The following is a 23,079-nucleotide window of genomic DNA, read 5'->3' as shown; positions in this document are numbered from 1 at the left end:
GGCTCCTGGTCTCTGGCCGGTGACCGGACCGGCCGGACACCGCGGGACTGCCGGCGCCCGGACTCCGGCCCGCAATCCTCGGCGGGTGTCGTGGAGTCCAACTCGGCTGCGGGATGATCGGGCTCGCCGCCTGCGATGGGCGGCCTACCGTTGCGGGTCAGCGCCGGACTCGGACCGGCTTCCCCTGCAGCGTCGTGGGATGTCTTGAGGGTAGCACCGGACGGCCCGCCGACACCCTCGCGCGTGCGCCCTCCACCGGCGCCGGGGATGGGACGATCTGCGCATGTCCGGGGCGCAGCAGACTTGCGGGCGGGGTGCGCGCTCCTGGCATCCCGCCCACCTGGCGCTCGGTGGGCTCGCGGTGCTGGTCGCGCTGGGCCTGGTGCTTGCGAGCCTGAACCGTGGGTTCGACTGGACTGACGAGGCCTTCGTCTACACCATGATCGCCAGCGACCGGCTCGCCGTCGGGGAGGCCTGGGGGTTCCAGCACCTGCTGCACCCGGTGTTCGAGGCGGTCGGTGAACGGGTGCTGGTGTTCCGGGTGCTGCGCCTGGTCGGCTACCTGGCGCTGGCGGGTGTGCTGACCTGGACGGCCGGCCGGGTGCTCGCCCGCCTCGGCAGGCCACTGGCGCGCCGGGAGTGGTGGCTGGTCCTGCTCCTCGCGCAGGCCGGCACCCTGCTGGCGTGGAGCTATCCGCCCCGCTACCTGGGCTACAACGAGCTGTCGTCCTGGCTCGGCCAGCTGCTGTGCGCGTGCCTCGCGCTCGGCCTCGTGCCCGCACCAGGTCCACCTCGACGCCGGCTGCTGGTCTGGCTGGTCGCCGGCCTCCTGCTCCCGCCCCTGGTGATCGCCAAGTTCACGACCGGGGTCGGCTGGGTGCCGCTGCTGCTGCTCGCGGTCGCCGTGCCGGTGCCCGGGTGCTCGCGGCGGCTGCGGGGTCTCACGGTGCTCGCCGGCATGGTACTGGGCCTCGCGCTGCTGGTGGCGTGCGGCGTGCCCGTGGTCGACACCGTGCGCCAGGCGACCGGGCTCCTGGTCGATGTCCGCGCCCAGGAGGTGACCGACCACTCGGTCCCGGTCGTGCTCGGCACCTATCTGTGGGCGACCCTGCGGACCGCGTGCGCCCTGTCGGTGCCGCTGGCCCTGTTGGCCGTGCTGGCGCTGCTGGTGCTCCGCCCCGCGGGCCGCCGCGTCGTGGCGCTGGCCTGGCTCCTGCCGGTCGTCGTCGTGCTGGGGCTGCTGCTCTCGCCGGCGAGCGGGTCGTGGGACACCCTCGGGGTGCTGTCCGCGTTCCTGGGGTCTGGGGGCGTGCTCGGGCTGGCCCTGGTCCGCTGGCGGGGCGTGCGCTCTCCGGACCGCTCGGCGCTCTCCGGTCAGCGCCCTCCCCAGTCCCCCGGTCCGGTGCTGGTGGTCGGACTAGCGCTCGCGACACCGCTGCTGGCGGCGGCGGGCACCAACAACGGGATCTGGGGCCAGACGCTCTTCGCGACGACGGTGTGGGCGGTGCTGCTCGGCACCGCCCTCTGCCTGCTGTCCCGTGCAGCGGACCCGGTGGTGCGGGGCGCACCGGTGCTCCTCGGCGGGCTGGTGCTCGTCCTGACCGCTGGGCACGTGGCCGGTGACGTGCTCATCCACCCCTACCGCACCACGCCCTATCTCTCCCAGGGCGCACCGACCTCGGTCCCCCAGTTGTCCGGCATACGGATGGAGCAGCAGCAGACGCAGGAGGCGGACTGGCTGGCTGCCGTGGCGCGTGAGCAGGGTGCGGCGGGGGTGCCGGCCGTCGCCATCGCCTCGCCGGGGCACCTCTTCGTGTTCAACCGGAGCGGGTGGGCCAGCCCGTGGCGTGGCACCAGCTGGGCGAGCTCCGTGGTCGAGGCCTGCCGCACGCACCCGCCCGAGGAGCTGTTCGTGGTCGACCCCGGTGCCGCCGTGCCCGGCGCGGCCGAGGACCGGGAGCTGCTGCGGACCGCGCTGGGCACCTGTGACCTGGCCTTCCCCGACGACTTCCGCGTGGTGGCGCAGCGCGCGGAGACTGTGGTCTGGCGGTGGGGCTCGACCGCCAGTGGAGGCCTAGGCGCTGCGGACGGTCTGCTCGATCGCGGTGCAGGCGCGCTCCAGGTCGTCGGTCGACGCTGAGCGGTGGGTGACGAGTCGCACCCGGTCATCGCCGATGCGCTTGACGTAGACGCCCCGGGCGATGAGGGCCTCGATGAAGGCGTCGATCGACAGGACCGCCGGGTCGACCTGCAGGGAGACGATGTTGGTCTCGACGGGCCGGTTGACCACCGTGAGGCCGACCACGGAGTCGAGCCGCTCGGCGACCTGCTGGGCAGCCCGGTGGTCGGCGGCGATCGTGTCCTGCCACTCCTGGAGCGCGATCAGACCCGGTGCGGCCAGCCACCCGGTGTGCCGCATCCCGCCGCCCAGCCGCTGACGCAGCCGACGGGCCCGCTCGATGAAGGCCTGGCTCCCGGCGAGCATCGACCCCAACGGCGCACCGAGGCCCTTGTTGAGACAGAACTGCACCGCGTGCACGTGCTGGGCGATCTCCCGGGGGTCCACGCCGAGCGCGTGGGCGGAGTTGAACAGCCGGGCACCGTCCAGGAAGACGGGGACGTCGTGCTCGTCGGCGATGCGCCGGATGTCCCGGTAGTTCTCCAGTGGGGTGACGAAGCCGGAGTTCAGGTCATAGGTCGCCTCCAGGCTGATCAGCCCGGTGCGGGCGACCTGCAGGCTGCTGGCGCGCAGCTCGCGTGCCAGGGCGTCGGTGTCATAGGTCCCCCGGTCGACGGGGATGCAGCGGATCTGGACGCCCGCGTTGGCGGCGAGTCCGGCACTCTCGAGGTTGCGGACGTGCGAGGCCGGTCCGAGGATGACCTCCTCCCCCGGCGAGGTGAACGCCATGACGGCGATCTGGTTGGACATCGTCCCGGAGGGGGTGAGCACCGCATCGGCCGTCCCCAGCACCGTGCACGTCTGCTGGACGAGGGCGTTGGTCGACTCGTCCTCCCGCAGGAGGTCGTCGCGGAAGCCCAGCGCCTGCACGGCCTCCAGCATCGCCGGGGTCGGCTGGATCGCGGTGTCGCTGCGCAGATCGATGTGGCGCGTCTCGCCCTGGTCAGTCGCGGACATCAACGGGCTCCTCCTGCTCCTGCTGGCCGGCCAGGGCCTTGCGACCTGCGGTGTCCTTGCCGAACCACTTGTTGACGATCATGGTGAGGGCGCCATCGCCGGTCACGTTGCCGGCGGTCGCGAAGCTGTCCTGGATGGCGAACAGGGTCAGCATGAGGCCGATCTCGGCCTCACCGAAGCCCAGGGTGCTCTGCAGGATGCCCAGCGAGGCGAGGATCGAACCACCCGGGATGCCGACCGCCCCTACCTCGATGACGGCCAGCAGGATCACGAAGGCGACGATGGAGCCGGCGTCTGGCAGGCTGCCGGTCGTCAGCACCGACACCGTCATGGCCGCGACCCCGATGCCGATCCCGGCGGCCGACTGGTGCACCGTGTTGAAGAGGGGGATCGCGAAGTCCGTGACGTCGTCGTCGATCATCTTGGAGGAGTGGACCTGTTTGAGGGCCACCGGCATCGTCACCGCGCTCGACATGGTGCCCATGCCGGTGAAGTAGGCCGGGATCATGGCCTTGATCATCCGCAGGGGGTTCTGCCGGGAGATCGCCCCAGCGACGCCATACTCGATGGCCAGCCAGACCCACTGCATCACGACGATGAGCAGGAACATCCCGAGGAAGACGGGAATGTTGCTGAAGATCTCGCCCTCGGCGGCGAGCTTGATGAAGGTCAACCCGATGAAGAACGGGATGACCGGCAGCACGATGGCCTTGATCGACCACAGCACGATGTCGCGGAACTGGAGTAGCCCGTTGCGGATGACGGTGGAGGAGTCCCACGTGGCGCCGATGCCGAGGAGGAACGCCAGCAGCAGCGCGGTCAGGATCGCCAGTGGTGGGTCGATGACCATCTCGAAGAAGGGGTCCGGCAGTTCGGCGCCTCCCTGCGACGGGTCGCCCTGGTTGGTGATCCTCGGGATCACCAGGATGGCCACGAGCACGGCGAGCGCGATGCCGAGGACCGTGTCCAGGTAGGCGAGGATCACGCTCGTCGACAGGAGACGGCCGACCTTGCCACGAAAGTCCGCGATCCCAGCGCCGATGAAGGCCAGCACGATGAGCGGGATGAAGAACTTCAGGAGGCCGCTGAGGAGTGTCCGGAAGGACTCGGTGAGGCCCAGGACCGGGTCGGGAAGGATGAGCCCGAGGCCCACTCCCACGAGAATGGCCACGATGATCCGGGGCAAGAGACCAAACTTCACGATCGCTCCTTGAGTGGAAGCCCCCGACCGATCGGGAGGCTAGCACTCCCCCTGACACCGCAGTGCGACGGCCTGCTGTCGTTCCGGGCGGCGTGGCGCACCGGCGGGTGTCCGGGCGCCTGCCATGATGCTGGGCGAGTGTGACCGACTGTCTGCCCACGCCCGAGGAGTCCCGATGCCCAAGAACATCAAGCAGATCCTGATCTGGCTGCTGTTCGGGTTCATCGTCTACGCGATCATCACCAGCCCGGAGCGGGCGGCCGACATCGTCCAGGCGATCTGGGACATCATCGCCACCGGCTTCAAGAACATCGGCCAGTTCTTCAACTCGCTCATCGACTGACGATGCGCCCTCCCCGCGTCCCCGTGAGCCGGTGAGCCCGGTGCGCGAGAGGCGTGTGCACAGCCGGATCCTGGACCGCTACGTCCTGGGGGACGAGCGGGTCGTGGTCGCGATCCGGCACCACTGGGGCCGGATGATCGAGCCCGTGCTGACCACGCTGGCCGGGCTGCTGGCGGCTTCGTGGCTGTCGGCCAACGCCCCGCCCGAGGCGAGTGTCCTGCCGTTGGTCGCCTGGTGGCTGTGGTTCGCCGTGGTGCTGCGGCTGCTGTGGAAGGCGCTGGAGTGGCGCAACGAGTGGTTCGTGGCGACGGACAAACGACTGCTGATGACCTACGGCCTCATCACCCACAAGGTGGCCATGATGCCCCTGCGCAAGGTCACCGACATGAACTATGCCCGCTCGCCGCTGGGCCGGGTGCTGGGCTACGGGCAGTTCATCATGGAGTCCGCCGGCCAGGATCAGGCAATGCGGGAGATCAACTGGGTCCCGGAGCCGGACGACACCTACCGCCGGATCTGCGACACCATCTTCGGCCCGGAGGGCCGCGACCCGGAGGACGACCCCTTCGGCGAGGGCGCCCCAGAGACCGGCACCTCGGCATACAACCGGTGGGAGCGGACCGACGACCAGGCGGAGCCCGCCCACCAGCAGGTCGACGAGCAGGAGGAGGGGCCGGCCTGGGAGGTCTCCCACGAGGACGCCGCCTTCTATGCCCCGGTGGGTCAGTGGGAGGACCCGGACATCACCGGTCCCATCCCGCGGCCCAAGCGCAACTGACAGAGTGCCGGGCCGGGGGCGCCTCCCCCTTAGGATCGACGGGCACCAGACCGTTGTCATGTCTAGAGGAGCCCGCTCGTGACCGTCCGCGAAATCACTGTCCTCGGCCACCCGGCGCTGCACCAGCCGACCCGGCGCGTGCGCGAGGTGACCGACGAGGTCCGGACCCTCGTGGCCGACATGTTCGAGACCATGGAAGCGGCCGACGGCGTGGGGCTGGCCGCGAACCAGGTGGGGGTGCGGCTGCGGATCTTCGTCTATGACTGCCCGGTCCCGGGAGAGCCCAACGCCCGCGGTGTGGTCATCAACCCGAGCCTCGAGCGGCTGGGCACCCCGTCACCGCTGGACGAGGATGAGGACGGCGAGGGCTGCCTGTCGGTGCCCGGCGAGTACTTCCCCCTGGCCCGCCACCCGCGCGCCCGTGTGACCGGCACCGACCTGGACGGCAACGAGGTCGTCATCGAGGGTGAGGGGCTGCTGGCCCGCTGTCTGCAGCACGAGACCGACCACCTGGACGGCACCGTCTATGTCGACCGGCTGATGGGGCCGATCAAGCGCCAGGCACGGGAGGCGGCACTGGATCGCGGTTGGGCCGACCGGGGAGTCAAGAAGTGGAACCCCGAGACCGCCAAGGCCGAGGACGTCTGAGCCGATGACCGCTCACGCCGCCGCCGAGCGCCAGGCCCTCTGCGACACCTTCGAACGTGTCGGGCCGGCCGCACCGACCCTGTGCGACCCGTGGTCGACGGCGGAGCTCGCTGCCCACCTGGTGATCCGCGATTCCCGACCGGACCTGGCCGTCGGCGCCGCCGTGCCGTTCCTGGCGCCCAGGTTGGAGCGCGGGATGGAGTCCTATGCGACCAGGCCGTGGGCCGAGCTGGTGCACCTGGTGCGGACCGGGCCGCCCGCGTGGTCGCCGACCCGGGCGCCCTTCGTCGACGAGGTCGCCAACCTCAGCGAGTTCTTCATCCACCACGAGGACGTCCTGCGCGGCGAGGGGCAGGTGGGCCCGCACCGCGAGGTGTCCCCGGACCTTGAGGCGGCCCTGTGGCGGCAGCTGACCACGGTGGCCAAGCTGCTGGCTCGCCGCCTGCCCACCGGCCTGGTCCTGGTGGCGCCGGGGCATGGCCGCTCGGCGGTGAAGGGCCCGACGGGCGTCGGCACCGCTGTCCTGACCGGGGCTCCCGGTGAGTTGCTGCTGGCGCTGTTCGGTCGAGCACGGGTGGCCGAGGTCGAGGTCACCGGGCCGGCCGAGGCAGTCGTCGCGCTGCGTGGCGCGCTATAGGTGAGCGACGCTCGGACCACCGCTGCGGCGTGAAGGGTTGGTCCCGTTGCTGCCGGGGGTGCGCAGCCGGTAGCCCACACCGCGCACCGACTCGATCAGCCGCGGCCCGCCAGCGGCCGTGATCTTGTTGCGGAGCCGGCTGACGTGACTCTCGACGGCGTGCGGCGCCATCCGGCGGGAGTCCCCCAACAGCTCGGCCAGCACGTCCTTGCTGACGACCTGGTCCTGCTGCTGTGCCAGCACGACGAGCAGCCGGAACTCGGTCCGGGTGACGGGCACGGGCCGGTCGTCGACATGGACCTCGTGGTGGTCGGGGCGCACGGTCACATTGGCGAACTGGTAGGGCGTGCGGGCCGGTTCGCCCTCGTGGACGTGGTGGAACATCGAGCGCAGGCGCGCTCCGATCAACTGGGACGAGGCGGAGGCGCGCACCACGTCATAGACACCGGAGTGCAGCAGGGTGACCTCATCGGTCTCGCTGAGCTGCTCGGCCACCAGGAAGGTCGGCACCAGCTGCTCGCGCAGGCCACGCACCAACTCGATGGCCGGGATGTCGAGGCCGCGAACCAGCGCCACCACCATGGAGGACCGGTTGGCCCGGTGGGTCCGGGTGAACTCGGCGGTGGACAGCACGTCATACTCCAGGCGCTGCTGCATGAGCACCTGGAACACCATCTGGGCAGTCGCGTGCCCAGCAGTGGACGGAAGCACTGCGATCGGGCGCATCGACATCTCCTCAAGGGCTCCAACAGCGCCAAGTCACTCGGCGAGGCCCCTCGCTGTTGGGAGAATCTTTACCATAATCTTACCCAACCATTGCCTTTTGCAACAGCAACGCGGCAGTTCTCGCGCGATGGCGCGGCTAGAGTGGCCTGACTGCCGCGAAACAGGGGTTTGGGATCGCCGCAGAATCCACGGTCTGGCGAGGTGTGCGGTCGGCCACATAGTGGAATCTCCAAGTTCCTCACGATTGGCTCGCTGAGACTGGCTGGCTGCTCAACCCTTGGTCAAAAGTCGCCTCCGGGTTCGTCTCAACCAGCGGTTGCGCACGCGCGGGGCCTCCACCATGGAGAGATCCCCCGATGTGTGCAGGAGTTTCCCCATGCCCCGAAGTGCCCTCAGCATCCTGAGCGCCATTGCGCTGGCCGCCACGGTCAGCGTTGCCCCTGTTGTCGCCAGCCCCAGCGATGACTCGCCCTCAACCCCGCCCGCCGAGTCTCCGTCAGCAGTCACCGTCGAGCGCCTGGCCGGGAAGAACCGCTATGCGACCGCCTCCGAGGTGTCCGCCCAGTGGTCGGCCAGCGACAAGCGCGTCTACGTCGTCAGCGGTCACAACTTCCCCGACGCACTGGTTGCCGCCTCGCGCGCCGGCGTCTTCAGTGCCCCGGTCCTTCTGACGAAGTCTGACCACCTGCCCAGCCAGACCGTCCACGCCCTCGAACGCCTTCAGCCCAAGCGCATCACGGTCGTCGGTGGCGAGGGCTCCGTGTCCGACACGGTCCTCTCCGAGCTCAGCTCCTACGCAGGAGGCGAAGGTGTCGAGCGCCTGACCGGAGATAATCGGTATGCCACGTCCGCGCGCATTGCGGCGCAATACACCAAGAACCGTGACCGGGTCTTCCTCGCCAGCGGCGCGGACTATCCCGACGCGCTCTCGGCGGCAGCCGTCGCTGGCGCCGAGCACGAGCCCTTGCTGCTCACCAAGCCCGGACAACTCCCTTCCGTGGTCGCCGACCAGCTTCAGCGTCTCGCCCCCGACCAGGTTGTGGTCGTTGGCGGTCCGAAGGCGATTAGCGATGCGGTGGCCAAGGACGCAGCCGCATACTCCACGAGCGGGGACTACCACCGTGTCGCCGGAGAGGACCGCTACAAGACCTCGGCTGCGGTAGCGAAGGAGTTCTCCACCGATCTCACTCCCGGCTACGTCGCCTCTGGTGCGGACTACGCCGATGCCCTGGTGCTGAGCGCCCTCGCAGCACGCGACGAGGTTCCTGTTGTCCTCACACCGGCCGACCGCATTGCGAATGGCACCCGTGAGGCGCTCAACCACCTTGAGCCCAATCGCATCTTCGTCGCTGGTGGACCACAAGCCGTCTCCGAGGATGTTGTCGGAGCATTGGCAGACCCTGGGACCCCCCCGCCGTCGCCTGAGCCTCCAGCGAATGGCACCAGCGCTGGGTCCTGGAACGGAATGGCTGACTCCGCTGACGACGAGTTCAGCGACCTGGTGGGCGGACTGGACCTCGGCCACGGCACGTCCTACTACACATCTGGCCAGTTTGGGCCCAACTGGCCGAATTCCCGTGACAAGGAGCGCCTCGCAGGCGGCATGACCTTGCAGTTGGGAATGGCCTCGAAGAACTACAAGAAGGGTGGCCCGACGTCCTACATGTCGTGGCCCAACATCGCCGCCGGCAAGCACGATAGCGAGATCCGGGAGTGGGGGCAGGCACTGTCGGAACTGAATGGCGATATCCGGTTCTCGTTCGACATCGAGCCGGACGTCAAGTTCAAGCAGGGCAAGATTCCTGGTGACTGGACAGCTGCCGACTACCGAAAGGCCACCCAGCGCATGGCTTCCATCCTCGCGGAGGAGGCCCCGGAGGTGCAGTTCACGTACTGGGTAGGCGGAACGCAGAAGGACATCGTGTCCGAGATGTATCCTGGGGACGAGTACGTGGATGTCATCTGTTGGGACCCCTACATCAACGCAAGCCGTTCGCCGGACACTACGCCCCTTGAGTTGTGGTCAGACTTCAAGAACTGGCTCGACGACCAAGCGTGGGGTCAGGGCAAGGAGCTCGGCCTCTGTGAGACCGGCTTCCATAACGGCCACTCAGATGCAAAGGGCGCCGCCTTCTGGGACAAGGCCCCAGCGGCCGCGGAAGAACTCGGACTTTCCTTCATCACCTACTTCCACAGCAACACTGGCCCCCGGGGCGACTACACCATGGAGAGCATGCCGCAGACTCGCGAGGCCTACGCCCGAGCGATGGCGGAGTTGCAGAACTGACTGCGAACAGCCAGGGACGGGTTGGCCGGTGCCATGTGCACCGGCCAACCGCCCCTGGGCTTCACTGGTGACGTAGCTCATCCTGGGCTGAACGGCACTGCATTCTGTGCTGCGGCCCTGGTGATCAGATCTCGCACGTTCTTGGGGTTGGATCCGGCAACGATGGCCAGACCTGACGCCGCCAGAGCCCCAGCGAGTTCCTCCTGATGGTCGTCCACGTGCTCTGAGAACTTGCTTCGACGGGGAAACACCACGGGGCACTTGCCCGCACGCAACGCCATCAGAGTTGATCCGACGCCGCAGTGGGTAATCACAACATCCGCATTCTCGGCGGCGCTGCGCATGTCGTCGAAGGGCAACCATTGGTGCACGGTTCCGGGGAGGTCCGAGGGAGCTTGGGTATGGCCCAACTGCCAGACCACTTCCGCGTCGGGCGGCAGCGAACGGGCGACCACCCGCACGGCGCGCGAGAACGGGAACCGCTCGGACCCCAGGGTCACCAACACGCGACGCACTACTCCCTCTGGGCGCGGCTCCACTCTGAAAGCGCTGAACACTCCGCTGGTCCTTTGCCACCGACCATTCTCCCAAGGACCCTGGCAGTACAGGTGGACCCCCGGAACCCGCTCAGCAAGTCGTCCGGTAAGGGAGGGTCCTGACAGGCGGGTAGCACTGTCGATGAAGTGCGTTGCGATGCTGCTGAACCGCGCAGCAACCAAGTACGGCACGCTCAATGCCGCCCCAGTCGACACCACCAGTGCAGGACGGTGCCTCCTGACCAGCATGACCGCGCCCGGGAAGGTCCGGGCCGCACGCAGGCCTTGCCGAGCGCCGACCTCAGGCACCCATTCAACGGTAGCCCCAGCGAGAAGGGAGCGAGATTGGGCGGTTTCAGCCGTGACCCAGACCACCTCCGTGCCTGAGGCAACAAACCGTGGCACGAGAGCGTACAACTCGTCTAGGTGCCCCCCGGGCGAGGCCACAGCCAACGCAGGAGCACCCATTCCGTCATCACGAGACATGAAACTCGCGCCCGTTGAGGTTAGCGAGCAAGCTACCGCAGGTGTCCTCGAGCCATGCCAACTCGCCCGGCTGGATTGTGTCCCGCCAGGCACGAGCCACGGTCTTCGGATCGCGATCAAGATTGTGCAGTCGCCCCGAGTCGGGTGTCATATCGCCCTGGGCGGGTGCTTCCGCTTCGGGTCGTTCGCCTGGCAGGGCAAGACCAAGGCGCGTCCTTAAGTGGTGGAGCCCAACGTACCCGCCGCAGGCTAACTTCTCGTGGGACACGACGATGCCATCTACAGGGCCGTCCAGATCCTCCAGGGCGAGCTGATGCAGCACGGTCCACATCCGGGCGATGAGGTGGAGGTCAGTCTCTGGCTGTGCCAGCGCTCCGACTGGACTTGAGAGGTTCTCCAATTTCCGCACTTCCTCCGGGTCCGGCGCCCAGCCGATGCGGCGAAAGCTCGCCAGAACCGCCCCAGGATGCCGGTATACGAGCACCACACGAGCGTCTGTGGTCTCCGTTATGGCTGGGAGAGACAGCATGGCGAATGGGTCCTTGACAATCACTCGAACCCAGGGCAGGGGCGCCCACCACTGGTGATAGCCGTACCGGCTGTACACCCATGGGTTGAGACCTGCGAACGCCTGCCGCAAAAGAAACTTCTGACGCTGTGTGGGCGTGGTCAGGCGCGTCCAACCGCTGAGGGTGCCGCCGAGGGCATACTGCCTACCTCTCGGGTTCATAGGCTCACGACCGGTGAGCGCGGCCTGCGGGGAACGTGCGAGCTCTCTGGCGAGCCAAGTTGTTCCCGACCTCGGCATTCCTGTCACAAGAATCGGCTGCGGCTTCATCGCATCTCCCGGAAGTCCCAGGACATCAGCCGTGTAAGGTCGTCAATGTCATAACCGTACTCCTGCATCCGATCACCAAATAGTTTTTCGATTCTACGTCGACGCAGGCGCTCCAAGCGCGACCCTTGCTCCATTCGATTCCAAGACTCGACATAGCGGTTGGAACGTGCGGGCTCCAAGCGGTCGGTAGCCAAATCAGACCTTAGACCTAAGAACTGACGGATGCCCTGGAGTGCTTCGGCAGGGGCTGCCATCAAATCCTCATAGCGAATGACATGCAACCTCCGGAGGTTGGACGCGTCCCTGCGAAGGATGTCATGCGCATGGAACCAGTGATCGACAAGGTTCGGAAGGCTGGTTGTCCGAGTCCATTTCTTAGTCGACAACGACACCACGAGCGGATGTCGCAAAATCACGATAAGGGCACTTCCTGGGAAGATAGATTGGAGATATCGGCCCATCAGCATGTTGGGCGGCGACTTCTCCACAAGGAAATCTCGGCGCGTATCCCAGTGCGGGGTCCAGGCTGCCAGCAGTTGCTGGGCCAAAACGGTGCTCTCCGACTCGTGAACCTCTGTCAGGTGCGACGCTGGCCTGCGCGCGAATCGGCCAGGCCCCCCGTGATGACGTGCGGGCGCGTAGACAGACTGAAGATGCTGCCCCTCATCCTCCAGTACGCCCGTGCCCTCGAAGCCCGAGATGTCTGGATGGTCCGCCAGCATGCGACCGAGCAGCGTCGTGCCGCTGCGGTGCAGTCCACCCACGAAGATGAGCCGAGTTGGTTTCACCGACGACGGGTGTGCCCGGTCACTACTCTGACCCCCTGGAAGGCGTTCTCTGAATGCCGTCACCGTTCACTCCTCAATGAGAATCACTCCGACAGGAACAAGGCCAGCCCACGAACAGGTCAGGTGCAACCGCTGAATGCTGCTGGCCTTCGAGGCGCTCGAGGCAACGATGAGCACCCGTGTCCCCGAAAGCGCGCCAGTGTCAGTGGCTGTCGTGCTGAGCGTCTCTGCGAGCCGCACCGCAACTGGTTGCTCCTCATCTGCGAGAACCGCGCAGACGGGCTCGTAGGAGCCCAGGACGCGCCGACACTCGCGCATCCCGGACGGGGTTGCACCCACACCTTCGGCGACCGGTATTCGAGCCAAAGTTGGAATGACCAACCCCGTCATGCGTGCCATCCGCCTTCGGCCGATGCGGCGATTGACGTGCAGGGCGAGCAGCGAGCCTCCAGTGGCACCCAGCATTAGCCCGCTCACAATGGCGACCAGCCATGGCCCGGTCGCTCGCACTGGAGGGTCGACCCTCAGGACCTGGGCCACTCCCGAGGAGACTCCTAGGCCTGGTGCCAATTCGTCACGCAACTCGATGAACGCGGCAACAGCCGCCTCCGCACCGTGGGAAGCCGCGTCAGCGTCGGGATGGGTGTATGTAATGTTAAGGATGCGCGTGTTGGGGTCCGCGGTGATCTGCAGCTCATCAACGACGTCCCCAGGGTCGGCACCCGTGGCAGCCGCGACAGCTCCGAGAACAGCGCCCGATCGGGCAAGCGCGGCTTCGCTGTCCATGGACAGTGGCCTGGCATCAATCGGACCCACGGTGAGATTTCTGGGGGCCAGGACGGAATAGGTGACTGCCGTGGGCACGCCAGCCATAGCCTGGATTCCCGCCCCCACCAAACCTCCACCCAATGCACACACCACTATCAGGACGACATTTCGACGGAGGCAGGTAAAAAGGTCCACCAACCGATACTTTCGAACCCGCACTCCCTCGCGGTGCATCACACCGACCGCGATCAAGCAGATAAAGATTGCTGGTCCGACTGAGTTGTACACCGGCATGGTTACCAAGCTCGCCAAGATCGAGCATGCCGCAGCGATCGAGTAGCTAGAGGCGTCTCGCAGGTGTCTGAGAACTTGCCCGATGAAGAAGCTCAGGAACAGGAGGGCTCCGACGAATCCGGCACCAAAGATCAGGAGCCACAGCTGTCCTTGGGTGCCCAGCGCAGGTGGCGAACACGCCGGACACAAGCTAGTAGCCCCGCCGGCGATACTTGAGAAGTTTCCCTGTACATCACGGGTGGTCCCAAACCCGAGGAAAGGGGATCCACGAAAGGCGCTGTCTACTGCTAAGAGGCTGAGGTTTGTTCGCCCCTCGTTACTATGAGGCGTGTTGATTCGCTCCACAATCAAGTCACCGAAGGAAGACGATGCGATGGCGAAGAAGCCGACCACCAAGGAACCCATCATCAGGAATAGAGCATTGATGTGACCCTTTAGCCCGATACGCACGGCAGCGAATATAAGCATGCTCAGAAGAGCGAGCCACAGGCCTCTATTGAGAGAGGACACAATTGGGATCGCGGCCAACGCGACCACAATAGGAACAGCTAACCTGGATAACCCGCCTCGACGCCACCAAGACACCACGAAAAAGGGAGCGGTGACCGCGATACACAACCCCCACTCATTCGTAAATGCGAAGGGGGCACTTGGCCGGGCCTCGGCGTACCCGAGAAAGGTGTGTATCTGGGCCACCTGCGGGTGGATCAGCCCTCTGACGAAGCCGTCGGCGGCGATGCTGCCGGGAAGCAACAACTCCAGGAGCGAGGGGAACTCGAGCGTGGGGACAATGACGGCCAACAGTCCTCCAGCGACGAGGACCAAGAACATCCAGCCTACTGCGTGAGCGATCCGTTGAGTCGAGAGGGAACCACGAAGGGTCACGACGTATAGCAGCGCAATGGTCCCGATGACATACCAGCCGAACCTGAAGAGGAACGTCAGGTATCTCATTGAACTTTGACTGGGGATCGCCCCGGGCGCGTCGACCTGGAGCAGCAGGGCACCGCCAAGGACCCATGCCAAGAAGAGGATCCAGAGCCCGATGCCAGGTGGCGCCAGCACATCGCGTCTCCGCAGCAGATGGACCAGCATCGGGATCGCCAAGGCGAAGAATGAGACCTGCACCAGACCGAGGACCCACCAGAGGGGGAGCCCAGCGAAGATGACAACGAACGGCCAGTCAGAGCTCCACAGGCGCCACGGTGACCGGGTGCCGCCAGGCCGCGCGCGAGCCTCAGGAAGCCCCGAGGCAGTGCCCAATCCGTCCTCCGCGGTAGTCTCAGCTAAGCCCTGGCTGGACACGGTCATTCCAGTGACGGCCATGGTGCGGGGCGCCCGACGAAAGCTTCTAGGGCGTCCCTGCTAGGAGCGAAATGCTCAGTCAACTCCTGGCGGGCCCGCTGGGGCATGGACGTGCTAGGTCGCGCATTGTAACGGTCGAACCGAGTCAGGTCGTACCGACTAATACCAAGGAATTCGGCCAGTCTCGAAAATTCCCCCAGTGGGTCACTAAAGAAGTCCTCGCTATACATTATATGCATCTGATGACGCCCAAGAGTCAGGGCAGTCGGCGCAAGCAGGGACAAGTACTCTCCCCTTCCGCGATAGGCGTGATGCCGGTGGGAGAAACTCCGGTACGTCGGGTCGGATATCATACGCTGAGCCTCGCCTGCGAGCCGCGACTCCTCTAGGCCTAGGGCAGCAAGGAAATCCTTTGTCTCGAAACCGCGCTCCTTCTCATGCTTCCAGGCGGAAAATGCACGCTCTACCGGGTCTCGCAGCATAGCGACCAGTCTAACTTTTGGTAGGTCCCGAGCGATGCGAGTTAGGGCCAATGGGTGGAACATGTAGTAGCCACTTGCTTCAAAGGCTACTGGCTTGGACCCTTGAGGAACTTTCCTGCGCGCTACCGCGCTTAGTGGAAAGTGCCCGGTATACCATGCTTCCCCTCGGTCATAGTGCACGTCAAAGTAGTTGATCCCCTTGTGGAACGTCGGTCGGACGACCTGCGGATGTTGCATGAGAGCACGGAATAGCGAGGTCGTTCCACAGCGCTGGCCACCGATCAAAATGAAGTCCGGGGTCAGACGGAAGGGTGCAGATCGGCGCCCCACCTCAACGTAGGTCGATCGACCCAGCCTCCTCAGCATGGCTGGCGCGGCATCCCGGACTGCGTCAGCCAACATCACAGCCCCTCTCCCCGCGCTTGCATTCGGCCGATTCAGCCTGGCGCCTAAACCGCTGGGGGAGCCCAAACATGCCAAGCATGATCTGACGATGCCTGGGCAGCTGGGCTCTCCATTGCTCATCTTTGCGCAACGGGGTGATACCACCGGCAAAACGTGATGGGTTCCCAGACAGACCGTGACTCGGGCCGAGTAGCACCGCACGCTCCCCGAGGTGAGAGAGCGCTTGATCACTCACACAAAGATCCAACTCATGGAGGACACGTCTAACCTGGCTCCGAGCATCCTGGATCATCCCCTCGTAGGTCATCACTGACACCGGAACCCCCTTCAAGCGGAGCGCATCAACCTCTGCCTGACACAGGGTCCATTCCGCTGCCGTCGTGACCATGCCGCGGCTGAACATCACCTCCAACCCTTGGGTAGCCTGGGGTCGAACGAGATCTCGCTTGCTCATCGACCAGGCAACACCACGAACATCTCTCACGACGTGGATCACCCTGAGGTCTATCGAACCCCCTGCTAGAGCCATCGCCTGTGCTGGCCACTTGCTGGCGTCGACCACAATCTCAGCACCAGCCACCTCGGCAATCACCTGGTACAGCTGGGAGTAGCGGTCCGCGTAACTCTGGACCGCAGCAGAAAAACTGGCGCCTTGCCGGGGGGCCAGGTGTCGCGGTATGAACCGTTGCCGAGCGACAGTCGCTTGCAGGTCCGCCATCTCCGCGATCAGGCCTTGGCTCCAGCCGCCAAAAGCCCGTTCGCCAACAGCACACCAGAATGTACATTCCGAGAACCGCTCCCCACAGCCGCACAACTCGTCCCCGCTGTGCACCCGGCGGAACAGGTCAATTAACTCTCCGACGTTGACGAAGCCATGGATCTCCCCGAGCATGCGCTCCAGCAGGGTACTGCCCGAACGCCCCGAACCAGCCAGATACAAGACCGTGGGCCTGCGCTCCTCCACCACTGCGAACCCGTCCCCTCCGTGCGACGTTGAACGCGCTCCGCCATCGGGCCCGTGCGTGGACCGGCTCGCACGAACGACCGGCTCACTCACGCAAAGGTATAGGCTTCCTAAAGGTTTGGTCAAGAGCCTCGCGGTCATGTGCGGTAACGTGGCACCGCCGCGCGGTTGGCGCCGGTTCTTCCGAGAGGGGGAGGTCGATGGAGACTCCTGTAGCTACCCAGGGCCTACCGTCGTTGGTCACTGCGTTGCGGCACCACGTCGCGGCACTGGTGTCCGTTGTTGCCGTGTTCGTCGGGTTGGCCGTTGTCTATGTGCTGACAGCGACGCCGCTGTTCACAGCCAGTGCGGTGCTGCTCCTGAACCCGTCGGCTGGAAACCCGCTGTCCCCGGAAGAGACCGTCAGCAGCACGCGAATGACGGTCGCGATGGAGACCGAGCGCGGCCTGGCGACGACCCCAACGATTGCTGATCTGACCAGTGACGCGATAGGCCGCGAGGCACCAGCTGCGGAGGAGAGCCTCCAGGTCAGCGTGCCTGGGGGCACTCAGATGCTCCGCTTTTCCTTCACCAGCACGACCCCCGAGCGCGCCCGAGAGGGCGCCCAAGCGTTCGCGGAGACGTTCCTGGCCTATCGCGAAGGCCGAACAAGAAGCAACCAGAGCACAAGGTTGGAAGCCCTAGGGGCCCAGGCAGAGGCCGTCGAGGAGAGCCTTCAGGTCGCGATCGCTGCCGATGGGACAGCCGAAGAAGAAGCCTTCGCCTCGAACTCTGTGGACATATTCACCGGGCGGCTCGCGCAGCTCAATGCTGACATCAGCGCGGTCGAGGTCGAGAGCACGCAACCTGGCAGTGTGATTACCCCTGCGGAGCTTGCCACCAGTCCCGTTGGCCCCAACCCCAACCTTGTGGTGATTGCCTCGGGGATCGCGGGGCTCCTACTCGGCATCTTGCTAGCACTCTTCCTCGAGTGGCGTCGCGACCTAGTCCGGGAAGACGACGAGTTTGAGGTCAGCGGAGTCCCTGTCTTTGCCAAGCTCCCCCGGCGGGCAACTCCTGGCCTGATTGCTCGCACACAGAATGGGCAGCTCGTGGACCCGAACACGCACGAGGCGTACCGCCGTCTGCGGGCGGGGGTCGTGGCCAACGGTCCTCGCCCCCACGTCCTCGGAGTCGCGGCTGTAGGAGAACATGAGCATGCCTCCGCCGTCGTTGCCAATCTCGCTGTCGTGCTGTCGGAAGCACGGTTCTCAGTGCTTCTGATCGCTGCCGATCCACGGAGCCGGCAGTTGGAGTCCTTGTTCGAGATCCCGGCGTCTCCGGGCCTTTCAGACGTGGTCCAGGATGGGCGTGATCCGAAGGAGGTCCTCCAGACCTCATCCGGCATCGCCGTCCTCGCTGGCGGAGCGGATGCCTACGGAGCCAGAGAACTCTACGCCGGGCAGGCCCTGCGGAATGTGGTCGACCGATTCCGCGCCGAGTACGACTACATCCTGATCGCCGCGTCAGGCACGGGTACCGCTGATGGCGACGCCGCGATCGGGGCGGCGGACTCCGTACTGCTCTCAGTGACCAGCAGCCGAACGACGCATGCCCAGGTTACCGCAGCACTCGATAGGTTTGCACGGCTCAACATCGTCACCCTTGGGGCTGTCAATGTTCCGCCTGCATCGACTGACCCGCAGCCGGAACCAGCACACAGTTTCCGTCGGCGGTCCCCTCACACCAGCGAGACGAGGGAGGGTAGTCGTGCCCGGATCCCCTAGATCTGATGTTGCGGAGCTGCTTTCCCAGATCTGGCCAGCCCCATACGAGTTCGAGTTTTCGACCCGCCCACGCCCGCATGCTGCGGGCTTGACCTTCGCACTGCTCCCACGTCCGCAACATCCAACCTTGTTGGTGCCGACCCGACCGCACGCAGTCGCGGCTTCAGTGCTGCGAAGTTATTGGTCGCCAGCGACCCGACGTGGTGCAGCCGCCACGGCCATAGTAGCCCGAGCGGCCGCTTTGGGGGCGGTGCGCCTTGCGCCATGGACCGTCACAATCCACGGCGCACCGGGAGCGCAGAGCTTCCTAGATTATCTGAGTTCGCACCTAGGCCAGGAGATTCACGCTGGTATTAGCCTCGGTCCCCCTCGCGCTAACCGGAAGCCAGTCCTGCGTCTCCTGACCGCCTCGGGGGCCCCGGTAGCCTTCGCAAAAGTGGGTGTGAACGACCTGACCTGTTCCCGAGTGGTCGCCGAGACCCGGGCCCTTCAAGTTCTGCGCGACGTGCCCCTGCGGCACCTCGTGGTGCCCGAGGTTCTGCAGGTCCCAACGTGGGCGGAACTGACGTGCCTTGTCACCCGCCCGGTTCCCACCAAGTCCCGCGGCCGAGGCGACCCTGCCTTGCGAGGGGTGGCACTTCGCGGGCTGGTCGCTGCCCTAGGGCAAGAAGTTCACCCCCTCGCCGAGTCTCCGTGGTGGCAAGGGCTCTCCAGCCGGATTGACTCATTGGCGGACACCCCTGATGCGGCTGCGATCAGGTGCCACCGTGACCAAATCGGCGTCGTGGCCTGTGGCGCCGAACTCCTGCACGGTGCCGCCCATGGAGACTGGTCGCCCTGGAACGTGGCCACGGACGGGGACACGGCGGTCGCATGGGACTGGGAGCGCTTCGCCACAAATGTGCCCGTTGGTCTGGATGCCCTCCACTTCGCGACCCAGGACCAGATCGGCGTGCGCGGCGCATCCCCGCCCGAAGGGTTGCACGCCGTCCTGCGTCGCTGCCAGCACGTGGTCGTTGAGAACGGCGCACTGCCCTCACACGCCAGGATCCTCTTCGCTCTGTACCTCCTTGAGTTGGGTGAACGATTCCTTGCCGACGAGCAGGAAACAGCGGGGTCGAGGCGTGGCCCACTATCGAACTGGTTGCTGCCAACCCTCAAGGAAGCAGTCGCAGGCCTGGGCCAGGTGGTCAGGTGACCACCTCCGGAGACTCCCTGCATCGCGCCGCAAGGGGTAGCCTCCTCAATCTCCTTGGGTCCCTCGTCTCCGGAATCACCACCTTCGTCCTCACGATCGCTGTTACCAGGCTGTCGTCGCAGTCTGAAGCAGGCGTCTTCTTTTCGGCGACATCGCTGTTTCTGCTGGCGACCAGCTTAGGCCAGCTGGGAACGAACACAGGCCTGGTCTACTTCATCTCGGGATCGCGAGCGCGGCGGGAACTACGACATGCCAAGACCTATATGCGAATCGCGGCCCTGCCGGTCCTCGTCGCGGCAGTGCTGATCGGACTCGGTGTCTTTGCCCTCGCCGACCCCATCGGGAACCTCCTCAGCCCCGGCGAGGAGGAGCAGTTCGCCGGGTACATGCGGGTCATGGCCATGTTCGTACCCTGCGCGGCTTTGCTGAACCTTGCCCTAGCGGCGACTAGAGGGCTCGGAACGATGCAGGCCACGGCCATCCTCGACCAGATGGCGAAGCCGCTGTTGCAACTGCTTCTCGTCGGAGTCGCGCTCACCGCGATCGGACCAGGCGCCGTGAGTTGGGCTTGGTCTGCTGCCTACCTACCGGTTGCTGTAGTCGGGTGGTGGTGGTGGACGCGACTCCGGGACAGGGCCGAGACCCAGGTCTCAGACCCGACGTTCCGACCGCAACGGGCCTTCTGGCGGTTCAGTGGCCCGAGGGCGCTGGCCGGAGTCACCCAGGTGGCTATGCAACGCCTGGACATCATCTTGGTCGGCGCCCTCGCGGGCCTGCAGGCGGCAGCCGTCTATGGGGCCGCGACACGCTTCCTGGCCCTCGGACAGATGGTGGCTCGCGCCGTCTCGCTCAGTGTGCAACCGCTCTTCGGCGAGTCCCTGGCCCGTCGTGACTTCACGGACGCCCAGCACCTGTACCAGGCCGCGACGGCGTGGTTGATCCTGGTGACCTGGCCCCTGTATCTCGTCCTAATCGGCTTTGGCGAGACAGTACTCGGGATCTTTGGCGATGGTTACAGCGTTGGTCTGACGGCCCTGATCGTCCTCTGTAGCGCTATGCTTCTCGCGACCGCGTGCGGGATGGTCAACATGGTGCTGGTCATGGCCGGGAAGTCGTTCTGGAACCTGACCAACATCCTGGTCGCCTTCACGGTCAACCTCGGCCTGGACCTGCTCCTGATTCCTTCCCACGGCGTCCTCGGGGCGGCAATCGGCTGGGCGGCAGCGATCGTCCTTGGGAACATCCTTCCGCTGAGTCAGGTCGCCCACTGGTTCCGACTCCACCCGTTCGGCCGTGGCACGACCCATGCGATGGGCGGATGTCTCCTTGCCTTCGGTGTTGTCCCCGTAGGGCTCCGGATGACACCACTCGAGGGAACAACCTTGTTCATTGTCAGCATGGTCGTTGCTGGCATCCTGTATGCCGTGTTCCTCGGGACCTTCCGTAGGCCCCTTCAACTCGCAGTCCTGATCAACGTGCTCCGCAACCGTCGGAGGGCACGCAGAGGGGATGATCTGCTCACAAGTGACGCACCACGCGGCCGGGGTTACCAGTCATGAGGACCCGACAAGGGACCACCCCGCGCACAACCGCGCCAGCACCAATCATACTGTCGCTCCCGATGACGGTGCCCTTGAGCACGATCGCCCTGGCGCCGATCCAGACATTCCGCCCCACGTGGACAGGTTTCGTAGCACGATCATCAGGTGGCAATTGCCTTGCCTCTGGCGCGAGGTTGTGAAAGTCGGAGTCCGTAATGTCACAGTTTGAGATCAGAGCCTGATCCTCGATGACAACTTCTGAACGAGCTCCGATCCAACAGCCATTGGGTAGACATTCCTCCCCGATGCGCACTCGGCCGCCCCCGTTGATGTGGACACCACGTGTGACCCGGGTGCCGGCCCCGATCACGACGCTGGTGCCGTGTGAGATATGCAACCAACCACGGATGTAGACGTCGCCTCGGAGCGTCAGTTGTAGGTATCGCACCCGGTGCGCCCACGCATTGAGCCGGAGGACCACGCGCACCGCCACGGCAAAGATCCGGGGCGCCTCGCCCAAGCGCCGTGCGACGGCATCGTCAGCCATCGCTCATCATCCCGAACAAGGCTAAACACCCCGTCCGAAGCGATGCAGCAACCCCAGCGCGTACTCGCCCGAGGGAGGCACAACGGCCACCGCACCGGCTAATGCCCCCCGCCACTGCAGTGGGTCGCGCCGCAGGCAGCGAGCGGCCCACATCCACGCCCGGCGGCGGTGCCCCGAACATGCGTAGGCGAAGGCTATCTGCCCCATGAGGCGGGCTGCCCCTCGAGAGTGGCGCGCCACGTCACTGTGCTGATCGAGCATCCAGATCGAGCTCTCGATCTTTGTGTCCCACCTACGCGAGAAGAAGGAGCTCTTCCCCCACGTGACCTTCACCAGCGGGGAGTCGACATGGAGCACCGGGTGAACCTGGGAGTAACGAAGCAGTAGATCCCAGTCCTCGTTCTGAGATCCTGGGATCTCCTCGTTGACGAGCCCGACAGTCTGAGTTAGGGCCGACTTCCGAAAGAGGAACGTCGAGGAATGCAACATCGACATCCGTGACCTGACGAGCATGTCATGCGTCACGACGTCGGTTCCGGCGAGACGCGGAGTCACACGGCCGTCGTAGTGGACCTCGATGGCGGACGTCACCAATGGCGCCCCGGGTGAAGCGACTAAGGCGTCGACCTGTTGAGCCAGTTTATTCGATTTCCAGTAGTCGTCATCGTCACAAAAGGCGACGAGCTCATTGTTGGAAGCAAGGATGCCCGTGTTTCGCGCGCCTGCCAGTCCAGGGGTTCTCACATTCCGTAGAACTCGCACGGGACGCTCCCCACCAGCAGTCAGTGACTCGTCCGGTTCCGCCTTGTCGAAGACCACTACGACCTCTAGGGGGCCCGCGTATTCCTGAGCGCGGACCGCCGCGATCGCGCGCCGGAGTTCCACCGGGCGCTGATGTGCCGGAATCACGACACTGACACCCGCACAGGCGTCTGGCGGCTTATCGGCGCGCTCGAACAATCCCTCCTGCGAGTCGAGCATCAACAGCCAACCTCCACAACCTCATCACCGGGAAGAGTGTCGATGACCAACTCGGCCTCCTCGATTTGTTCCACCGCAGCGTCGACGTCATCCACGTCCGTCAAACCAATCGCATACTCCCAGTGGCCATAGACCGAGCGTGCAGCATCAAGTTCGTCCTCAAGGTCGGCGTACTGCCAGGCAATCCCTTCCCACACACCGAGGTCGTCGCTCAGCGATAGCGCCGCAAGTCGGAGCATCTGGACGTCGATCTGACCATCGACAAGGATCCGTGAACTCAGCAGCTCCACGTGCGACTGCCTCAGATTGCAAAGCGTTCCGAGGACTTCGTCCGCAGGGGCCATGCCGTCTCCATAGGTCTCCTCGATCTCCTGGGCTGGTAACGCCGGCTCAGGCAGAGTGGGGCGTACCGGCGCCATGTCCT

General features: G+C 65.5%; 20 protein-coding genes. 8 read left to right on the top strand and 12 right to left on the bottom strand.

The features are described 5' to 3' along the window. Nucleotides 1-283: 283 nt before the first annotated feature. Entirely contained in the window at nt 284-2,140 is a 1,857-nt protein-coding gene (locus DPQ65_RS14565) for a hypothetical protein (RefSeq protein WP_114908077.1), read from the top strand. On the opposite strand, the gene DPQ65_RS14560 is transcribed toward DPQ65_RS14565, so the two are convergent. Both DPQ65_RS14560 and DPQ65_RS14555 read right to left on the bottom strand, forming a co-directional pair. Further along, nucleotides 2,075-3,136, bottom strand: coding sequence for a threonine aldolase family protein (locus tag DPQ65_RS14560; RefSeq protein WP_114908076.1), 1,062 nt, complete (start codon nt 3,134-3,136; stop codon nt 2,075-2,077). The genes DPQ65_RS14565 and DPQ65_RS14560 overlap by 66 nt on opposite strands. Continuing rightward, the gene (locus tag DPQ65_RS14555; protein ID WP_162802282.1) at nt 3,123-4,337 is read right to left on the bottom strand and encodes a cation:dicarboxylate symporter family transporter; all 1,215 of its coding nucleotides are present in this window, start codon (nt 4,335-4,337) and stop codon (nt 3,123-3,125) included. Before DPQ65_RS14555 ends, DPQ65_RS14560 begins: the two co-directional genes overlap by 14 nt. Before the next feature lie 175 nt (nt 4,338-4,512). Here DPQ65_RS14555 and DPQ65_RS15920 point away from each other — a divergent pair, with 175 nt between their 5' ends. From DPQ65_RS15920 to DPQ65_RS14540, 4 genes are all read left to right on the top strand, one after another. Next, nucleotides 4,513-4,680 (top strand): hypothetical protein, encoded by a 168-nt coding sequence (locus DPQ65_RS15920; protein WP_202863159.1) that lies wholly within the window; start codon nt 4,513-4,515, stop codon nt 4,678-4,680. A 40-nt stretch (nt 4,681-4,720) separates the two neighbouring features. Next, a complete protein-coding gene (locus tag DPQ65_RS14550; protein ID WP_162802281.1) occupies nt 4,721-5,458 on the top strand; it encodes a PH domain-containing protein in 738 nt (245 codons plus the stop codon). Between the two features lie 78 nt (nt 5,459-5,536). After that, nucleotides 5,537-6,106: a peptide deformylase gene (def, locus tag DPQ65_RS14545; RefSeq protein ID WP_114908073.1), complete on the top strand. Its 570-nt coding sequence runs from the start codon at nt 5,537-5,539 to the stop codon at nt 6,104-6,106. 4 nt (nt 6,107-6,110) lie between these two features. After that, nucleotides 6,111-6,743, top strand: a complete 633-nt coding sequence (locus DPQ65_RS14540) for a TIGR03085 family metal-binding protein (RefSeq protein WP_114908072.1) — start codon at nt 6,111-6,113, stop codon at nt 6,741-6,743. Here the strand turns inward: DPQ65_RS14540 and DPQ65_RS14535 are convergent. Further along, nucleotides 6,738-7,469, bottom strand: coding sequence for a response regulator transcription factor (locus tag DPQ65_RS14535; protein WP_162802280.1), 732 nt, complete (start codon nt 7,467-7,469; stop codon nt 6,738-6,740). The two genes, DPQ65_RS14540 and DPQ65_RS14535, sit on opposite strands and share 6 nt — an antisense overlap. A gap of 376 nt (nt 7,470-7,845) precedes the next feature. On the opposite strand from DPQ65_RS14535, the gene DPQ65_RS14530 reads away from it, so the two are divergent. Then, nucleotides 7,846-9,756, top strand: a complete 1,911-nt coding sequence (locus DPQ65_RS14530; RefSeq protein ID WP_162802279.1) for a cell wall-binding repeat-containing protein — start codon at nt 7,846-7,848, stop codon at nt 9,754-9,756. A gap of 77 nt (nt 9,757-9,833) precedes the next feature. Here DPQ65_RS14530 and DPQ65_RS15800 read toward each other — a convergent pair whose 3' ends face one another. The 6 genes from DPQ65_RS15800 to DPQ65_RS14500 all read right to left on the bottom strand — a co-directional run bounded on the left by DPQ65_RS15800 (nt 9,834) and on the right by DPQ65_RS14500 (nt 16,763). After that, nucleotides 9,834-10,262, bottom strand: coding sequence for a glycosyltransferase (locus DPQ65_RS15800; protein WP_162802278.1), 429 nt, complete (start codon nt 10,260-10,262; stop codon nt 9,834-9,836). 505 nt (nt 10,263-10,767) lie between these two features. After that, nucleotides 10,768-11,616 carry a sulfotransferase gene (locus tag DPQ65_RS14520; protein WP_114908068.1) on the bottom strand — a complete coding sequence of 283 codons (849 nt, stop codon included), beginning with the start codon at nt 11,614-11,616 and terminating at the stop codon, nt 10,768-10,770. Further along, nucleotides 11,613-12,380, bottom strand: a complete 768-nt coding sequence (locus DPQ65_RS14515) for a sulfotransferase family protein (RefSeq protein WP_162802277.1) — start codon at nt 12,378-12,380, stop codon at nt 11,613-11,615. Before DPQ65_RS14515 ends, DPQ65_RS14520 begins: the two co-directional genes overlap by 4 nt. Before the next feature lie 90 nt (nt 12,381-12,470). Next, nucleotides 12,471-14,594, bottom strand: coding sequence for a hypothetical protein (locus tag DPQ65_RS14510; protein WP_162802276.1), 2,124 nt, complete (start codon nt 14,592-14,594; stop codon nt 12,471-12,473). A gap of 179 nt (nt 14,595-14,773) precedes the next feature. After that, nucleotides 14,774-15,619 (bottom strand): sulfotransferase, encoded by an 846-nt coding sequence (locus DPQ65_RS16560; protein ID WP_420330100.1) that lies wholly within the window; start codon nt 15,617-15,619, stop codon nt 14,774-14,776. 25 nt (nt 15,620-15,644) lie between these two features. Further along, nucleotides 15,645-16,763 carry a sulfotransferase gene (locus DPQ65_RS14500; protein ID WP_114908065.1) on the bottom strand — a complete coding sequence of 373 codons (1,119 nt, stop codon included), beginning with the start codon at nt 16,761-16,763 and terminating at the stop codon, nt 15,645-15,647. 59 nt (nt 16,764-16,822) lie between these two features. Here DPQ65_RS14500 and DPQ65_RS14495 point away from each other — a divergent pair, with 59 nt between their 5' ends. Both DPQ65_RS14495 and DPQ65_RS14485 read left to right on the top strand, forming a co-directional pair. Continuing rightward, nucleotides 16,823-18,388: a Wzz/FepE/Etk N-terminal domain-containing protein gene (locus DPQ65_RS14495; protein ID WP_114908064.1), complete on the top strand. Its 1,566-nt coding sequence runs from the start codon at nt 16,823-16,825 to the stop codon at nt 18,386-18,388. Nucleotides 18,389-19,582: 1,194 nt separating this feature from the next. Beyond that, complete coding sequence (locus DPQ65_RS14485; RefSeq protein ID WP_162802274.1) at nt 19,583-21,145, top strand: MATE family efflux transporter; 1,563 nt, start codon at nt 19,583-19,585, stop codon at nt 21,143-21,145. Here the strand turns inward: DPQ65_RS14485 and DPQ65_RS14480 are convergent. Genes DPQ65_RS14480 through DPQ65_RS14470 form a run of 3 tightly spaced genes read right to left on the bottom strand, consistent with a single transcriptional unit; the run spans nt 21,105 to nt 22,999 of the window. Further along, on the bottom strand, nt 21,105-21,674 hold the full coding sequence (locus tag DPQ65_RS14480; protein WP_114908061.1) for an acyltransferase: 570 nt from the start codon (nt 21,672-21,674) through the stop codon (nt 21,105-21,107). The genes DPQ65_RS14485 and DPQ65_RS14480 overlap by 41 nt on opposite strands. Nucleotides 21,675-21,695: 21 nt before the next feature. Next, complete coding sequence (locus DPQ65_RS14475) at nt 21,696-22,655, bottom strand: glycosyltransferase family 2 protein (protein WP_114908060.1); 960 nt, start codon at nt 22,653-22,655, stop codon at nt 21,696-21,698. After that, nucleotides 22,655-22,999, bottom strand: a complete 345-nt coding sequence (locus DPQ65_RS14470) for a hypothetical protein (RefSeq protein WP_162802273.1) — start codon at nt 22,997-22,999, stop codon at nt 22,655-22,657. The genes DPQ65_RS14475 and DPQ65_RS14470 overlap by 1 nt, the downstream gene beginning before the upstream one ends. Nucleotides 23,000-23,079: the final 80 nt, after the last annotated feature.

This window comes from Ornithinimicrobium murale (assembly GCF_003352835.1).
Lineage (GTDB): Bacteria > Actinomycetota > Actinomycetes > Actinomycetales > Dermatophilaceae > Ornithinicoccus > Ornithinicoccus muralis.
The sequence above is the reverse complement of the archived record's forward strand: the minus strand, read 5'-3'. Positions and strand labels throughout refer to the sequence as shown.

Excerpts from the sequence above, each read along its gene's own strand:
- DPQ65_RS14565 (WP_114908077.1), top strand. The coding sequence starts at position 284 with ATGTCCGGGGCGCAGCAGACTTGCGGGCGGGGTGCGCGCTCCTGGCAT.
- DPQ65_RS14500 (WP_114908065.1), bottom strand. The coding sequence starts at position 16,763 with ATGACCGCGAGGCTCTTGACCAAACCTTTAGGAAGCCTATACCTTTGC.
- DPQ65_RS14495 (WP_114908064.1), top strand. The coding sequence starts at position 16,823 with ATGGAGACTCCTGTAGCTACCCAGGGCCTACCGTCGTTGGTCACTGCG.
- DPQ65_RS15920 (WP_202863159.1), top strand. The coding sequence starts at position 4,513 with ATGCCCAAGAACATCAAGCAGATCCTGATCTGGCTGCTGTTCGGGTTC.
- DPQ65_RS14480 (WP_114908061.1), bottom strand. The coding sequence starts at position 21,674 with ATGGCTGACGATGCCGTCGCACGGCGCTTGGGCGAGGCGCCCCGGATC.
- DPQ65_RS14540 (WP_114908072.1), top strand. The coding sequence starts at position 6,111 with ATGACCGCTCACGCCGCCGCCGAGCGCCAGGCCCTCTGCGACACCTTC.
- DPQ65_RS14535 (WP_162802280.1), bottom strand. The coding sequence starts at position 7,469 with ATGCGCCCGATCGCAGTGCTTCCGTCCACTGCTGGGCACGCGACTGCC.
- DPQ65_RS14530 (WP_162802279.1), top strand. The coding sequence starts at position 7,846 with ATGCCCCGAAGTGCCCTCAGCATCCTGAGCGCCATTGCGCTGGCCGCC.
- DPQ65_RS14470 (WP_162802273.1), bottom strand. The coding sequence starts at position 22,999 with ATGGCCCCTGCGGACGAAGTCCTCGGAACGCTTTGCAATCTGAGGCAG.
- DPQ65_RS14560 (WP_114908076.1), bottom strand. The coding sequence starts at position 3,136 with ATGTCCGCGACTGACCAGGGCGAGACGCGCCACATCGATCTGCGCAGC.
- DPQ65_RS16560 (WP_420330100.1), bottom strand. The coding sequence starts at position 15,619 with ATGCTGAGGAGGCTGGGTCGATCGACCTACGTTGAGGTGGGGCGCCGA.
- DPQ65_RS14520 (WP_114908068.1), bottom strand. The coding sequence starts at position 11,616 with ATGAAGCCGCAGCCGATTCTTGTGACAGGAATGCCGAGGTCGGGAACA.
- DPQ65_RS14475 (WP_114908060.1), bottom strand. The coding sequence starts at position 22,655 with ATGCTCGACTCGCAGGAGGGATTGTTCGAGCGCGCCGATAAGCCGCCA.